Annotated in this window: 12 protein-coding genes; 5 read left to right on the forward strand and 7 right to left on the reverse strand. The window is 46.0% G+C overall.

The features are described from left to right. Positions 1-82: 82 nt before the first annotated feature. The 3 genes from ABIE27_RS20490 to ABIE27_RS20500 form a co-directional block, all read right to left on the reverse strand. A complete protein-coding gene (locus tag ABIE27_RS20490) occupies positions 83-3463 on the reverse strand; it encodes a HEAT repeat domain-containing protein (RefSeq protein WP_429351363.1) in 3381 nt (1126 codons plus the stop codon). A 195-nt stretch (positions 3464-3658) separates the two neighbouring features. Then, on the reverse strand, positions 3659-4996 hold the full coding sequence (locus ABIE27_RS20495; protein WP_429351364.1) for a HAMP domain-containing sensor histidine kinase: 1338 nt from the start codon (positions 4994-4996) through the stop codon (positions 3659-3661). Further along, positions 4989-5687 carry a response regulator transcription factor gene (locus ABIE27_RS20500; RefSeq protein ID WP_429351365.1) on the reverse strand — a complete coding sequence of 233 codons (699 nt, stop codon included), beginning with the start codon at positions 5685-5687 and terminating at the stop codon, positions 4989-4991. The genes ABIE27_RS20495 and ABIE27_RS20500 overlap by 8 nt, the downstream gene beginning before the upstream one ends. Before the next feature lie 160 nt (positions 5688-5847). Between ABIE27_RS20500 and ABIE27_RS20505 the strand changes: the two genes are divergently transcribed. Both ABIE27_RS20505 and ABIE27_RS20510 read left to right on the forward strand, forming a co-directional pair. Beyond that, positions 5848-6669: a TVP38/TMEM64 family protein gene (locus ABIE27_RS20505; protein ID WP_123064895.1), complete on the forward strand. Its 822-nt coding sequence runs from the start codon at positions 5848-5850 to the stop codon at positions 6667-6669. Between the two features lie 108 nt (positions 6670-6777). Beyond that, a complete protein-coding gene (locus ABIE27_RS20510) occupies positions 6778-7401 on the forward strand; it encodes a GNAT family N-acetyltransferase (RefSeq protein ID WP_429351366.1) in 624 nt (207 codons plus the stop codon). On the opposite strand, the gene ABIE27_RS20515 is transcribed toward ABIE27_RS20510, so the two are convergent. The 4 genes from ABIE27_RS20515 to ABIE27_RS20530 form a co-directional block, all read right to left on the reverse strand. Beyond that, entirely contained in the window at positions 7286-7609 is a 324-nt protein-coding gene (locus ABIE27_RS20515; protein ID WP_123064893.1) for an FAD-dependent oxidoreductase, read from the reverse strand. The genes ABIE27_RS20510 and ABIE27_RS20515 overlap by 116 nt on opposite strands. Before the next feature lie 322 nt (positions 7610-7931). Beyond that, positions 7932-9092 (reverse strand): cobalamin-independent methionine synthase II family protein, encoded by a 1161-nt coding sequence (locus ABIE27_RS20520; RefSeq protein ID WP_123064892.1) that lies wholly within the window; start codon positions 9090-9092, stop codon positions 7932-7934. A gap of 145 nt (positions 9093-9237) precedes the next feature. After that, positions 9238-10434 carry a winged helix-turn-helix domain-containing protein gene (locus tag ABIE27_RS20525; protein ID WP_429351367.1) on the reverse strand — a complete coding sequence of 399 codons (1197 nt, stop codon included), beginning with the start codon at positions 10432-10434 and terminating at the stop codon, positions 9238-9240. A gap of 387 nt (positions 10435-10821) precedes the next feature. Further along, positions 10822-11391, reverse strand: a complete 570-nt coding sequence (locus tag ABIE27_RS20530) for an SF0329 family protein (protein ID WP_429351368.1) — start codon at positions 11389-11391, stop codon at positions 10822-10824. Positions 11392-11644: 253 nt separating this feature from the next. Here ABIE27_RS20530 and ABIE27_RS20535 point away from each other — a divergent pair, with 253 nt between their 5' ends. The 3 genes from ABIE27_RS20535 to ABIE27_RS20545 all read left to right on the forward strand — a co-directional run bounded on the left by ABIE27_RS20535 (position 11645) and on the right by ABIE27_RS20545 (position 15667). After that, complete coding sequence (locus tag ABIE27_RS20535) at positions 11645-12700, forward strand: ankyrin repeat domain-containing protein (protein WP_123064889.1); 1056 nt, start codon at positions 11645-11647, stop codon at positions 12698-12700. 124 nt (positions 12701-12824) lie between these two features. Then, positions 12825-14984, forward strand: a complete 2160-nt coding sequence (locus ABIE27_RS20540) for an ATP-binding protein (RefSeq protein ID WP_429351369.1) — start codon at positions 12825-12827, stop codon at positions 14982-14984. Beyond that, on the forward strand, positions 14981-15667 hold the full coding sequence (locus ABIE27_RS20545; RefSeq protein WP_123064887.1) for a response regulator transcription factor: 687 nt from the start codon (positions 14981-14983) through the stop codon (positions 15665-15667). Before ABIE27_RS20540 ends, ABIE27_RS20545 begins: the two co-directional genes overlap by 4 nt. Positions 15668-15817: the final 150 nt, after the last annotated feature.

Genomic DNA, 15817 nt, shown 5'->3' on the forward strand with positions numbered 1-15817 from the left:
TCACTAAACCATGTTCTTCTGAACATGAAATCATGCCAAAAAAGCGGTACAGAATGATCTCTGTACCGCTTTTCCTGTGATGTTATTCAAGTATTGTCCAACTATCCAACGCCAGCAGACGAACCGCTTCTTGCTCATGTTGCCGGTATGCTCTCAGACGTTCGCGGCAATCCTTGTTCCATAATAATTCCTCTCCAGCAATCTTGAGCAAAGAGAGTCCAATCCATGAAGAAGTTATATCCGCCCGCGCTCTCAACACATCTACGATGTGAAGCAGATGTTCAGGATTCCAATACCCTTTGCTATCGAGCACTGTACGTGTAACCTGCCGATCCACCGAGTTCAGTACAACCGGATTCGCATTTGCAACGTCAATGACAGGATACAACCGGGTGATCACTTGATCCGGCTGGCTCCAGTCCATCGCAGCCAAGTGCAGACGAATCACGGTGAGTTTCAGCATTTCATGTTGCTGAAGAGTCTCGATCATGGCTGCATATAACGGAGCAAGTTTCCTTTTCACCAGTGGAGATAACGAGACAAGCGAGTCAATCAACTGGTGCAGTCGCTGACGATGCGGCAAATCCCGCTCACTGCCTGCGTTCCAGTCGTCCTCCACCTTTGCTTGTGCCAATTCCCGAGTGACCTGCACGACCCGATCATTCACCTTCCCGTCTTTGCAAACCGTGACGAAGGCATGGAGTGCAGATTTCCAGCGTGTACCCTCCTGGAGATTGCTCAGCGCTGTGCCAGCACAATCTGCAATAACCTCTGCACTTACCTTTCCCCAACGTGACATGGCATGAAAAGCTTCCATCGATACAATCGGGTCATCATGACCTGCAATCTCCGTAATCCATTGTAAATATCGCTGCCGCGCTTCCACCGGAAGTTCATCGGGACGCTGATTCAGCAAACTGCGTGCAATGTCTCGATCCGAAGAAGACGCCATAACACTCATCATCGCCCAGCTTCGCTCATCATCCAGACATTGTCTGGCCGCATGACCAATGGCAATGATGACATCCTTGTGCCTGTTTGGCTTTTCGAATTCCCGGACGAGTAAGGTCACACTCTCGCGGCTTTTATAGGCTCCCAGCAGTCGCACTGCTTCTTTCCGCACTGTAATCTTGAGTTTCTCCCGGTCTAACAGGTCCGAAAGCATGGACGTGAGCAGCACCGGATTCACCCTGCGTGCACACCGCGGAATAGAATACATCGCCACTCGTGCACGATCTCCATCCAGATTATTTAATAACACCGGAAGAGCCTCTTCCGGTTCCTCCGTTAGCGAAAAGGCATGCAGTGCAGCCTCGACAATATGTACTTCTGGATCAGTTAACAGCTTCTCTAACGGCTGATTCGAGCGATAATCCGGCATGCCCGCCAAACTCCGCATCGCATTTGCACGCTCATAGAAGCTTCGCTTGTTGTCTTGTGCCACCCGGTCAAGCAGCGAAGCCAGCGCCTGTTGCTGACGAGGCAGCCAGCGGTAAAAGCCATTATAAGCCGGAACGAGATAGATCGTTTTCCCTGTTAAATGCTTGCCTTTGAGGACTTTGCCGGAGATAAACGGATCAAGCCACTCCTGACGTTTCAGGTGCAAGTGCTCGAACACTTCGTAGAATGAGATGAATGTCGGATCAAGGTCCAGCAGTTCCCTAACCCGTTTATCCCTGGTCTTGTAGGGTGCCAGCCAGTACCTGACGACTTGAGCCGCCGATTTTTTACCCTTCACCAATTCCTCGAGCAGATCATGGAGTTTGGGCAATCGATCAATTGCTTTGCCAAATGCACTAGCCATCTGTAGAACGACGTAGTCACTCTCCCGTTTATTCGCTTCTATACCCATGGCATAGATCTCCTCAAATAAGGTTTCTAGCGCGGCCTGCGGCAGACTCTCCCACTCTCTGGAAAATAACATAAACTGCCCATCACGCATCGCCATACGCTTGAGTGTTCTAAGTGCGAATTGGAACAAGGGACGCTCCGGTTCATTTGCATGCTCCCGCAGAACGGTAAAAGCCAATTGCTCGACTGCGGTTCTGGTTCCATGTGAAGTATCTCTCGCCTCAATGACACTGTCGACCAGGACCGTCAGATGTGGCACATGCTCTTCCTTAAACATCGTGACTGGACATCTCGATAGTTCGGCCATAACGATGAAACGTACCGGGTCCTGATCGTTTTTTACCCTTGTCAGAAAGCGTATTGTTTCCTCCATCCCACTACGGGACAAAGCCGTGCTTTGTATCAACCGGGAATACGCCGTAGCACGCTCATCCGCATTCGATACCTGAACAGACTGTTCCAGCGTTTCTCTAACTTGTATAATCAGGCGACGTGCTGTCATATCGAACGTTCTTCCCCGGTCTTCCTTGACTTCTCGCAGGTTAAGCATGCGAACCGCTTCCTTGTCGCGCAACTGATGCGGCAGTACATCGAGCAAGGTCATAGGGAACACTCGATTCGTTCGCTCCTGCTCCGGATACGCCGCATTAAATAACGCTTCACGGCTCGAAGGGGCAAGCGTATCCAGCACCTTGGCCACTTGAAAAGGTGCTTCGGCAAGCATGGTCACCATTGCAGTCCAATGCGCGGTGGTGAAGTATCTTCTCTTTTTCAACACACCCGCCGGAACTCCGTTGTTCAGCAGGTATGCCCTTGTTTCCTGCCTCGTGAGCAGCTCAAATACTTGCTCAGGGCTAGTCCGAATCAGGATACCCAGTTGATTCTTAATCACAGGATGAATCTGTTCTTTTGGACCATAAGACAATGCATATTCCAGGACTACTGCTGGTCTTACTATACTCAGCTTCTCTACCGCCGTGCTCATCTCATACCACACACTGGGCCTGTCGCTCTCCGATGCCTGATTTAAGGCATTTTCTAAGTAAGCAGCGACCAAATCAGGATACCGGGTCGTAATTACCCGCCAATTATCAATCGCATATCCAAGCTGTGGCAGTCGTGTGCGAACCGTTGCTTCACTGCACATGGATAGTAGGAAAACAGCCTCATCGGCACCCCAACGTTCCAATACGATCGGCAACAGACGTTCTGCCCAATCCTGTCTGGCATACTTCACAATACTTCGCATGAGTTGCTGACGGCAATGGTGCGACATCGAAACAATCTCGGATTCAATGTTATACCCCGGATCAATGACCACCTCTGCCAACATCCAGGCTGCTCGTCCCCTAACCCCGGCCTTAGAATGATTTAATGCGTGTATAACAGCTTGTGCATCTTTTACCGCACCAGCTCCGGTTAGTGCCAGATGTGCCTCGTACGCTGTCCCGCTGTCCAGTAGCTGAATGAGCAGCGCTGCGTATTCTTTCGGGGCCACAGCCAGATGATTCCGTCCCAGCCGCGCAATCTCTTTCATTCGGTTCGAATAACCCAGCGAGTCCAGTTCTTCCAAAACCCGATTTTTACTCAGTGGAGTATGATTGTTCTTCACGAAACTCTCTCCCCTCATGTTGTCACTTGTACTTTCATTTCCACTTACACTTTTTCTTTTCGCCACTCTTCTATGTGACCTTTTCTATAGCTCTCTTATATAACCCTTCCTAACACCTGGAAGTTTCATCGAATAAGTGAACATGCATTCTTTCTGCCTAAACTGCCTATACTCCCCATTTGCCTGTATAAGCTGTTACTTCTGATCTTCTTTACTGAGAATAACAGGCAATTCGATCTGTAAGATAAATGTGTCTGCTGCCTGAGATATCTTCAATGTTCCGTTATGCTGTTCGATGATTTTCTGGCAACTAACGAGTCCGATCTCGTTACTGTCCTTCGTTTTGTCGACAGGTTTAATCCGGTTCCGAGCCGTCATGATTAAGGTTTGCTGATGAAAGAACAGCTCGATATGCACTGGATAAGACGTGTGTGCGTATTTCTTTATATTCGAAAAAATATTATCAAACACACGACGGATCGCTACAAGGTTCAACTCGATCAAAAAGGCCCGTTCTCCGTATTGCTGCTTCATCTCAACATCGAAATTTTCCATTAAGGCTAGCTGCTCATCCAGGAGCTGATCAAACAACTCCCTTCCATCATAGATTTCGAATTCTACGTCCCCTTCCTCTGATGCAGTAGACACCGTGAAGTACTCGAACAGCTTATCTGATAGGATCTTGATCTGATACGCCTTCTCTCGGCTATTGTGAATATACTGGTGCAGGTCTTCCTGTGTCTTGTATTTGCCCAGTTCAATAATGTCCATGTATCCCAGCAGAATCGTGAGCGGTGTGCGCAAATCATGAGAAATGGCCGTAATCAACTCTCGATTCGCGTTTCTCACCCTTTCCTCGCTACCGAGCCGTTCCACAAATGATTTCCGCATCTCATCAATACTCATTGCGAGCGATGACAGCTCGTCTTTACCAGATACAGTAATCTTATAATCCAGATTGCCGCCTTCCAGTATTTTAATCTCACGCTCCAGATTACCAATATAGGATATTTTCCGATTGATCATGAGCAAGAACGCAACAATAAACGCAATCAAAGCTGCGAATACCGTCAAAATCAAAAGCAGGTTATAGTATTGATATTCATAGAAACCAACCAGATAGATCTGCACTGTTTTATCTGTAAACTGCACCGTTGTAATCGGTGTGCGAGAAGGCAAGAACTGAGTTAACAGTTCTTCATTAATCGCAGAATCCGCTTGTATGTTGGACGAATATATCAATTTATCCTGTTCAAACATAAACAGCTCCAGATACCGCTCCCCACGAATCCATTCCGAGAGCCGCTGATGATCCTGTGTGGACAAGTGCTCACTGCTTACCATGGTCTGGAATCGTTCGAGCGCATCCTGCTGTCTGTTTTCGCTAAACGTTGATTTACTAAGATAACTATCAAGCGCGGTCTCGCCAACCACCTGTAACACGATAAATGTTCCTACCGCAACAAACAGAGACAGAATAATTGCAAGCACCAGCTTGAGCTTTAGTTTTTTCCCGATGAGCAGTTTATTCAATTTTGTACCCCTTCCCCCAAACGGTCTGCACATATTTAGGATGCTGCGGGTCGTCTTCCAGCTTATTTCTCAAATTGCGAATATGAACCATTACCGTGTTATTACAAGTATAAAAATAAGGCTGCTGCCACACGCTTTCATAGATATTTTCGGCTGAAAAAACCTTTCTTCGTTTGGAAGCCAAGAGCAACAGAATTTGATACTCTATTTCCGTCAGCGAGATTTCTTCCTCACCGATATACACCGATTTGGCATCCTTGTGAATGGTCAGATCCTTCACCGCAATGTGCTCGGCCTCCTCGACTTTTTCCTTGCCCCGGTATACATAATATCTGCGAAGCAGCGCCTTGACCCTTGCCACCAGTTCGGTATACGAGAAAGGCTTGGACAAAAAGTCATCGCTTCCGGACGAAAAAGCCAGTTGTTTATCTGAATCCTGTGTTTTCGCTGTAAGGAACAGGATCGGTGCACTCGTTTTTTCACGAATCTCCAGACATGCCTTCAGTCCCGACTTATTGGGCATCATCATATCCAGAATAATAAGATCTGTTTCCTGCGTTACTTTATCTATCGCATCTTGACCGTCGACGGCTTCAATGACTTCGTAGTTTTCACTTTCTAACAAAATCTTCACGATCTCACGAATCTCACTATTGTCATCTGCAATTAAAATCTGCTTGGTGTTGTTCATTCGAAATCCCTCCGTTCCTTCCAGTATAGTCCGCGCGTTTTAACAGAGCCAGCGGATCAGCATCGCCTTAAGAATTCTTAAGAAGTTAAGTAGGTATCTCTTCATGATTTCGTTTTATACTGTTAATAGTGAATCTCATTATACAAAGGGGTCTTACGTTATGCCGAAATTCTCAAAACGTACTGTGATGAAAATACTGCTGGGTCTGCTCGCTGCCTTGTCTACGGGTCTACTGATCTATTATGCTCCAGCTATCATTAGAATCATGTCCTCGATGGACAATTTCAGAGCTTATATTCATTCCACGGGACACTGGGGCCCGATCATGTTTATTTTATTCCAGATTTTGCAGATCGTTGTTGCGCCGATTCCAGGGGAAATTGTGCAGATTGCCGGAGGATACATCTATGGTTCTGCATTGGGGTCTTTCTATACAACCGTTGGTCTGGTCTTAGGTTCAGCGATTGCCTTCTACTTCACCCGTTTCATCGGCCGTGATTTTGTATCTCGCCTGCTCCAGAAGCAAAATATGAAATGGATGTCATTCATGCATGATGAGCGAAAACTTACTGCCTTTTTGTTTATCTTTTTCCTCATACCCGGGTTGCCCAAAGATATGCTTGTATTTGTCGCTGCGCTGACATCCATCAGCTCTTTACGCTTCTTCACTATTCTGCTAGTTGGACGGTTGCCCTGGATTATCGCTTCAGCCGCGGTGGGTTCCAATCTTCATATGCAACAATACACCATCGCCATCATCATATCGGTCATCGCTGTCGTTGGATTTATATTCGGATACATCTACAAGGACAAATTAATAAATCTGTTCTCCAAAGCGGATAAAACAAATCAGACTAATGAGACTACCGAGGTCAGTGAGATCAAGGAGATAAACGAGACAAAGGAAGTCAACACGACGTTTAAAACAAAAGCTGCACCTGCTCTAGTTAAGCCGAGAGATTTGGCACCGAAAAAGGGATAAGCGTTACGGAAGATTTGAATATGTACTATGCAATCACACACACAACAAAATACGGAATACGGAATAGATAACCATGATCTATTTCCATCATCATTGGAGGAATCATCTATGCAAACCATTGAAACGGATCGATTGATTTTACGTAATTTTACCGCAACGGATGCTACCGGACTACTCGAGTATACCGCGAATCCACGAGTGAACTGCTTTATGGATCATCAGATGTCGACACTTGAGGAAGCAATTGCAGAGGTAGAGAAACGAAGCAAGGACGACTCCCATATCGCCGTTTGTCTGAAAGACAGCAATGAAATCATTGGAGAGCTGTTTGGTATGACAGAGGGCCATGATCCAGATTCAGATCCAGACTCGAAATCGAATTCAGATCCAAAGTCAGATTCAGATACGTATAGTATCGGCTGGAATTTTAACGGAAGGTTTGAGGGGAAAGGATACGCCAGTGAGAGTGCTCGTGCCTTCATGGAATACCTTTTTATGGAACAGGGAATTCGGCGAATCTATGCTTATGTGGAAGACGATAACTTCCGGTCTCAGAAGCTGTGTGAGAAACTCGGCATGCGCCGGGAAGGGCTATTTCTTGAGTTTATTTCTTTTGTCAAAAATGAAGACGGCACGCCAAAATACGAAAACACGTATCAATATGCGATATTAAAAAAAGAATGGCTGGCGCAGTATGCTCCCACTTGCATGATGTCCAGGTGCAAGCCGTAATTTTGCGTTCTTCTTTACGCGGTACAACAAAACCGGATGAATTCAGGGAAACGCCCACATCCTGCTCGCGATAAGCCAGTACGACGTTCATCACCGAAGCATACGGGATCGAACGCAGGTGTTCTGCAATCGACTTATGGTCATGTGCAAGCATATCTGCTGCCGCATACGCTGGAGTGGCGATCACTACCGCATCGGCTACAAACATCGTTCCATTTTAAAATGAACCGTATAATGCCCCCTGCCTTTTTTCTTCTTCTGCACACTATCTCCATCTCTGTCTCTGTCTCTGTCTTTATCTTTATCTTTATCCCAATCTGTCATTTATATATTTTCTTTTCCTTTCAGGCAAAATAAAAAGCGACCTCTCCCGAATACTACTCGGAAAAGATCGCCATCTGAAGACATCACGTATTGTTGAATCTTGCTCCCCATTTACGAGGCATTGTCTATAACTACGCCTATGTCTATGTCTATGTCTATGTCTATGTCTATGTCACGCCTATGAAAATGTCTATATGTTACGGAGATCAGTTGCCCCAGTATTGCTTCGCAATCTGCTGACCCTGATGAATCTTCGCCCACTGCTGGGCTTCGCTCAGTTCGTTCCCGCCATCACAGGAGGCAAAACCACATTGGTGAGACAGCAGTAGCCTATCCTTGTCAATGATCTTGGAGGCTTCGTCCAGCAGACGAACCACGCGCTCCTCATCATCGAGCGTACTTGTTTTGGAGGACAGCAGACCCAGTACAATTTCTGTATCCGGTCTGTCTTTGAACACTTCCAGCGCTTCTATGGAACCCGCACGATCATCATCCCACTCCAGGAAGAAACGATCATACTTCAATTGCTTCAGGAACAGATTCGCAATCTTCACATACGATCCGCCGCCCATGTTGCGGGAATCATAGTTACCGCGGCAGTTATGTGTCCACATTTTCAGACCCAGGCTATGACCGAAGTCAATGACCGTATTGTTGATATCAATAAACTCCGTGGCGAGACCCTGTACTTCCTCTTGATTAATATGCTCTCCGGTAAAAGGCGAGTTCGGATTGTCATCGGCAAACAGCTCCCAGAGGCAGTCATCCATTTGCAGAATTTTACCACCCGCAGTTGCAAACTCCTGCACAAATTCCTTATAAGCACTTACCAATCCTGCTTTTAGCTCCTGTGTATTCTGGTATACGGCATCCTTGCCCCCAATGTTGTCCGACCACGATAATTCACCGAAAATATGGGATGGCGATGGTATGCAGAGTTTGGTCTGCTGGTCACCCGCTTGGTCTTGCAACTGCTTGAACAGTTGAATGAAATGATGATTCTTGCCACTCAGTTGCCCCGTAATACGCAGCCCGATATCTTTGCGCGTTTCATATTTAGAAGTGCCGTCCACATCCCGGAAAAAGTACCCATGATCCGCAATATACCGCTCCACTCCGCCAAATCCCCACACAAAGTCGAGATGCCACATCGATTTGGAAAATTCGCCATCCGTGATGACAGACAAGTCGTTCTCGATCTCTTTTTGGATTACTTGTTCAATCGCTTTCGTCTCACATTGCTGGTATCCTTGAAAGTCTTCATAGAATGGATACTGGATATCATCCCGGTGTTCAATCTGTGTTTTATATGTCAGCAGCTCTTCCGGCCGCAATAAACTACCTACGATCTGGAACTTGTCAGTCATGTTAATAACCCCCTCGTTGTATATGATTATCATATCACGTGGAGCGGGGTTAGAAGAGATACCAAAAAAGTATGACTGGTTATAGCTTTAGACTATAGCAGATGGAAATCAAAAACATGCATGATCTTTAACTTGGTCTTTTGTCTTACCCCTCTATTGAAATTGCCTCACAGTCATTGAATATTGAAAACCGCTCAAAGCATTCCTTCACCACGGCTACAAGTTCTTCGGTTGGCTGCATGTCTTTTTCATACCAGACACGTTTAACAACCAGCCTTTTGAATTTACGTTCCACGATGATCTCGGCTCTCCCAATGAACCGATCACCATACAATAAAGGCAACACATAATAACCAAATTTCCGTTTGAGAGCTGGCGTATAAATCTCCCATTTATAGTCGAACTCAAACAATGCATAAATAAGCTTTCTATCCCACATTAAATTATCCAGCGGAGCAATGAATTCGCAACGCTCTTGTAACTCCGGATTTTGCAGTATGCGTTCAATAATAGGTAAGTCTTCTGCCCGGCAGTATAATCGTTCCTTCATTTGTTCTACCTCAACAGCAACAATGCGCTCCTCCAGTAATAGCTCATGAAAAACTCTGTTCCGCTGCTCTGTTTTTAATCCCCATATATTAAGCCAGGCATCGGATGCACGATTCCACAGTAAACCGACAGCACCAATTCGGCGCAATACTCTCCACTTGTGATGATGTAATTCGTTCAACAGCGGGTCTGGCGCATGCAATAAATCAGCCCGTATGTGTTTCTCAGCCAGATCATAATATTTACGTGTTCCTTTTTTATGATGGATAACCAGTTCACCTGTCGAATACATCTGCTCCAGCACAGAGCGCGAAACGTTGTTCCCACTACTCCAGTGAATGGCCGAACGCCAAGTGAAATCTCCCTCTAGATGCAATGCATTTAATTCATTCGAACTTACCGGACCAACTTGCTGTATATAAGCCCGTACTTGGCTTGTGAGCGTCTCCATCTGGGGATAGCTTCCGGCATGCAGTCTGGCCGCTTGTCTGTACCGTTCGAAATAAGGCCAGTCCTCTACGGGGATGATAGCGAGATTCTTATCGGGATAATCTATCAGCAATCGATCTTGATACAACAGCTCTTCGAGCATATTCTTGCTAAACCCACGAATGCGTGACTGCAGTACTAACTCGGCATTTTTTCCACAGATATCGATCGGATCATATTGAAGGCAGCCAACCTGCCTTGTAAATTCCATGATCCCTGACTTTCCGTCATATTGATGCCCGCCCACTAACCCATGCTTTAACAATAAAAATTGCCTGGCTTGCTGTTTAGTTAATCGTATCATTGGACATGTCCACCCCTTAACAAGTTCAAGCAGATTGATCCCTCGAATATGTATAATTTAGCACAAACAAAACATATGTTCTTGTCTTATTTTAACTCTATTGCACTGCAAAAACAACATATAGTACCACATAACAACTGTAATTTTGTTCTGTGCGACTCATATTACATTCTCCGCCTTATGAGGCTGGCTTTAGGAACATAAAATTGCTGTCCGATAAACACAAGTAGACCGGCTCCCATGCAAAGGTTGCGGTCTGCTTGATCGTGTATCATCTTGTTAGAAGCCCACTGCAAGCGGTTATTGTGCAAAGAATCGTTTTACAGCATGGCTTTCTTCGCTTTATGAGCTGTTTAAAGTCTTGGTTTAACATGCGAAATTCAAATTTCACACCGTACTGCGGCGCAATTCGTAAAAATACTGCACGGCAGAATGCTTCATTTTAATCGAATCCGACATATTCAGAATCCGCTTTTTTCCCACCCGCCTGTCGATCAACGCGAGAATATTGAGCAGGATGTCACTGCTCTCCAGATTGTCCTCGATTGAAGTGGCCAGAAACGTCGTTGCTACCGCTGTGAAATTCGCTTTGCTCAACGCGGCCTGAGCCGCTAACAGCTCTTTGGCATGAGAAGTGCTCTTTCGACCTCGCACCATGATCTCAAGACGTTCCTCCGGCACAGCCCCTTTGGTTTCTTTGCGAATCGCTTCGATCTCTTCAGGACTTACAGGGATGACGATGCCAGGATCATTTTTGATCTCCTGATCGGTCTGGTACCAACGGATGGGTGTCGTCGTATCCGCCATATTGAGGATGTTTTTCTGATCCACAGTCAGGTAACAGCTCCCCGATTTATCCGGCAAAAAGCGATAGCTGGTCGCCCGGTATGCTACTGTTCCAGCGAGTGTGGGGCTAAGGAAACTGTCTAATTGTTGTTTTAATTTACTCCAGGACATATATCCTCCTATTCTCAGAAAAGCTTCAACAGAACATTTACCTAAAGTATAGCACAGCACAACGATACGCCCCTCTAATAGCTACAGAAAAAAGGAATAGTTCAACTTTGAAGGTAGCCGGATGTTTGGTTCTCAAAGGACGTGTGTGATAAAATTTGGTAATCATTGCAATCTACTCTGTCATAGCAATCACTCTGGAATCTGATTACCTATCATTAGAGATCTTATACTCACTAAGGAGAGGGAGATATTAATGACAAAGAAGCAAACAACATTACCTGATAATCTAGAGTTGCTTTTTAAAAATCAAGATATTCATGCGATAAAAGAAGTTTTCGAACATTGCGAATGGGATGCAATCGGGGGATATAGCAAAGGCACTGCCCTCAGCTTTCGGCATATTCCAGATGAGATTATTCACTGGCTTGCGGAGCAAGGGGCCGATCTGAATGCCCGTGACAAATACCAACGTACACCCTTACATGCTCATGCTTCACATTGGTCGGGGAACGTAGCACTGCTCCTTGAACGCGGTGCCGATCTGAATGCGGTAGACTACACCAACGAAACCCCTTTGCATGCAGCAGTGAATTCATATAGAACACCAGTGGTTCAGGAGTTAGTAAGTCGGGGGGCTAAGATTGATGTGGAAAATAACCAGGGAAATACCCCGCTAGCGAAGGGATTAGTTAATTGCCGGAATAGCGATATTGTGAACATGTCAGAGATTTCCTCCATTCTGCTGAATGCTGGAGCAACGATCACCCCGGCAATGAAGGAGTCGGTGAAACGAATCGGCAAGGATTTTGAATTCGTCCGTGAAAATTATAATAAAGACAAGGTTGATGAAGTGTCGGACGCACTGGACAAGCTGTATCGACAATTTGATGTTGAACCTGTGGCCAATCGGATCATGCATGATGGAACAAGCCCCATCCATGTAAAGGCAGCTCATTGGTCCAAGCAGCACCAAGAGCTGTGGGCGTATCTCATTCCTCCCCAGGGTCACGCCCCGACGGTTCAGGGCGAGGTCATTCGTATTACCGGGCGCATCTCTGATGAAGTATTGCGCAATGGTGGTGGAAACTGGGATGCCGATTATCGGAAGATGCTGGCTACCCTGGTTCAGCACTTAGGCACAGGTACTCCACTAAACCTGACTCTCTTACAAGAGGCACAAGGCTTGGCACACAGGCTACGCAATGGATCGGATTATGACGCACCTGCCCGATTAAGTGAGTTATCCGTATTATGGGTGCTGGATAATCCTTATCCGGTCGCATTGGTACAACCGGAATATAAACGTTAAGTTCCATAAGAATCAACCCTAACTTGAAGTTTTCATCTCCACGACTCACACATTTTCTTTTGATGATGCTATCATGAAGATATTCAGATATTTATAGCGCATTTTGTAGATTGGGGTCGACTTCATGATCAGGGATATTCTTCGAGTCAGTTCTCGTACGATCTTGCTTCACATCGCTTTTGTTGTAGTTATCGGTTTGGTCATAAGCTCTGCCGTGATGTCTGCACCAGACTCCCCTACTATTCGAAGCGAAAAAGGCTTATTAGATTTAACTCAGGATCACATTCGTACGAATCCTGTAAAGTTACAGGGGGATTGGACATTCTACTGGCATGCATTGCTTTCGCCTGCGGATATACGGAACCGGATCGAAAAGGGTGGGTTGCCTGATCGGTACATCAACATCCCTGGATCATGGCTAGGTTACCGATTAGATGGTCAAGAACTGACAGGAGAAGGCTTTGCCACTTTTCGTCTACTCATCAAGCTTAGCGAGCAGGACAGAAATGAGCGACTTGCGCTGCGGTTACCTACCATTTTCCATGCATATAAACTATGGGTTAATGGAGAACTGCTTGCAGAAGCAGGTAGGGTTGGTCAGGACAAAAGTAACATGACACCTCAATTGGCAACAAAATTGGTGTTCTTTGAGCCTAATAAAGACACAGTAGAACTAGTGTTGCAAGTTTCCAACTTTCATCACCATCGAGGCGGGATTACCAAGGAAATAGAACTAGGCGGCAGTAACATGTTAACGGTCGGGACTAAACTGAAGGTTGCCACAGATATGTTCATCACTGCAAGTCTGCTCGTCATTGGCGTGTATAATCTGATGTTATTCCTTCTGCGCCGTCAGGATAGAGCACCGTTATACTTCGGTCTGTTCACCTTGTTGTTTGGTGTCCGCTCCTTGCTGAACGGCGAGCTGATGTTCACACAATTTTTCCCTGATTTCCCGTGGGAATTGCAATTTAAGATGGAGTATCTGACTCTTTCTCTTGGCGGGTATGTCATTACCAAGTATTTTGAATGTGTTTTCCCGAATTATGTCTCGCAATGGTTCCGTCTGGGCAGCCGAATCGTAACGGGATTGCTGTGTATGGTTGTTATCATAACCCCTGCACTGATCTATACCCAATTGTTAATGCTGATTGGTGTGGTCGTTGTGCTACATATGGCATATCTAATGATTGGACTGGCCAAGGCAGCTATGCAGCGGTTGGAGGGAGCCCTGATTTTCCTGCTCGTTTCGGTGGTTGCTTTGATTACAGTGATTAATGATTTTCTATATTTCAATGAGTGGTCGCCAATCGGAAATACTTCCCCAGCAGGTCTGTTGATATTTACGATTGCACAGATGATTCTGCTTTCTTCCAGATTTACGAGGGCAGCAACGAACGAGGTGCGGATTGCCCGTGAGCTTCAGGAAGCGAATGACAGACTTACGGATATGAATACCAATCTGGAGCAACTGGTGGAGGAACGCACGCATGCATTATCTGCAGCTCACGAAGACCTGCGTACGTCATATGAGCAGTTACTCCGCTCAGAGCATGGAAGAAAGAAGCTGCTGGCCTACATTACGCATGATTTGCGCCTGCCGCTGTCCAGCATGCTTGGATATGTCGAGGCTGTAAAAGACATGGTGAAGCCAGAGCGCAATGAACAGTACCTAAAGTATATCCGTGATAACACGATACGGATTAATCATATGATCGGGGAGTTGTCCTTCTTGTCGCATCTGGAGACGGGTCAAGTAGAATACCAGATGGAGCCGATTCATGCAGCCGACTTCTTACATCGTTTTTTTGAACAATATGAGCTGGTTGTGCTTGACGCAGGGTTGGATTTCGTACTGGACATCGGAAAAGGAGAAGATCAACAAGCTGACTTTCCTATCCTTGAGATTGATGAGCAACGATTGGAGCAGGCTTTGTTTAATCTCGTATCCAACGCGATGAAGTTCACCTCTGCTGGTGGGATGGTACGTCTTGCTCTAACCATGGACGATACACAAGATCCCTCTTGTGTGATCATTAGTGTAGAAGACTCCGGCATGGGTATTCCCCCGAATCAACTTGAGCAAATTTTTGATCGTAATTACCGATATGATCGGGCAAGCACAGAGATAAAAGTAGAGGGTAGCGGGCTCGGACTGGCCATTTGCAGGGAAATTGTTCAAGCACATGGAGGAGGAGTTCATGCGGAGAGCGATGGTAAGACAGGATCTATATTCTATATATCGCTGCCGCTCTATTCAATAAGCAGGAAGGTGACCGCATGAAGGACTCATACAAAATTATGATCGTCGATGATGATCCCCATATATGTGAAATTGTTCAGGCGTATTGCGAACGAGAAGGGTTTAATTGCACTTATAGTCATACCGGGATAGAAGCCATGAAGTTGCTTGCATCGTTTAATCCTGATTTGATTGTACTTGATGTGATGCTAGCAAATGAAAACGGCATTGACTGGTGTAGGAACGCAAGGGCCTCCACCAATGCGCCGATCTTGTTTCTGAGCAGCCATGAGGAGGATGAGGTGAAGATCCGTGCATTAACGGACGGCGGCGACGATTATGTGACCAAGCCGTTCAGTCCGGGCGTACTCATGGCCAAAATCAAGGCTCATCTTCGCAGAGTATCGTCAAGCAGGCGGGAACAACTGCTGGAGTTACCAGGGTTGCAACTGGATTTCTATGCTCAGTCCGTCAACATAGGTAGTAAAACCGTTTTTTTATCCAAAAAAGAATTCAGCCTCCTGTCCTATATGGCACAAAATGTGAACCGGGTCATCTCGGTCGATACGTTGTTCAATCTCATCTGGGGCATGGAAAGTCTGGAGGATACGAGAACGGTCGCTGTACACATCAGCAATTTACGCAAAAAAATAGAGGATGACCCTCTCCATCCGGAGAGAATTATTACGATTCGGGGAGCAGGATACATGCTGGCCTCGTCATAACCATTTTCGTAGCTTTCTCTTAGCGAATTGCTGGTTTGGCACCAATCTTTAGCAACATTTCGTGTTAAGTATAAGGCGTGTCTGGAATTTCTGGTCCATGTGACCAACCATTCCGGTAACGTCTTTTCATTATGCAAAAGACACAAAAAG

It is taken from the genome of Paenibacillus sp. 4624 (assembly GCF_050435065.1).
In the GTDB taxonomy this organism is placed as follows: Bacteria; Bacillota; Bacilli; order Paenibacillales; family Paenibacillaceae; genus Paenibacillus; species Paenibacillus amylolyticus_D.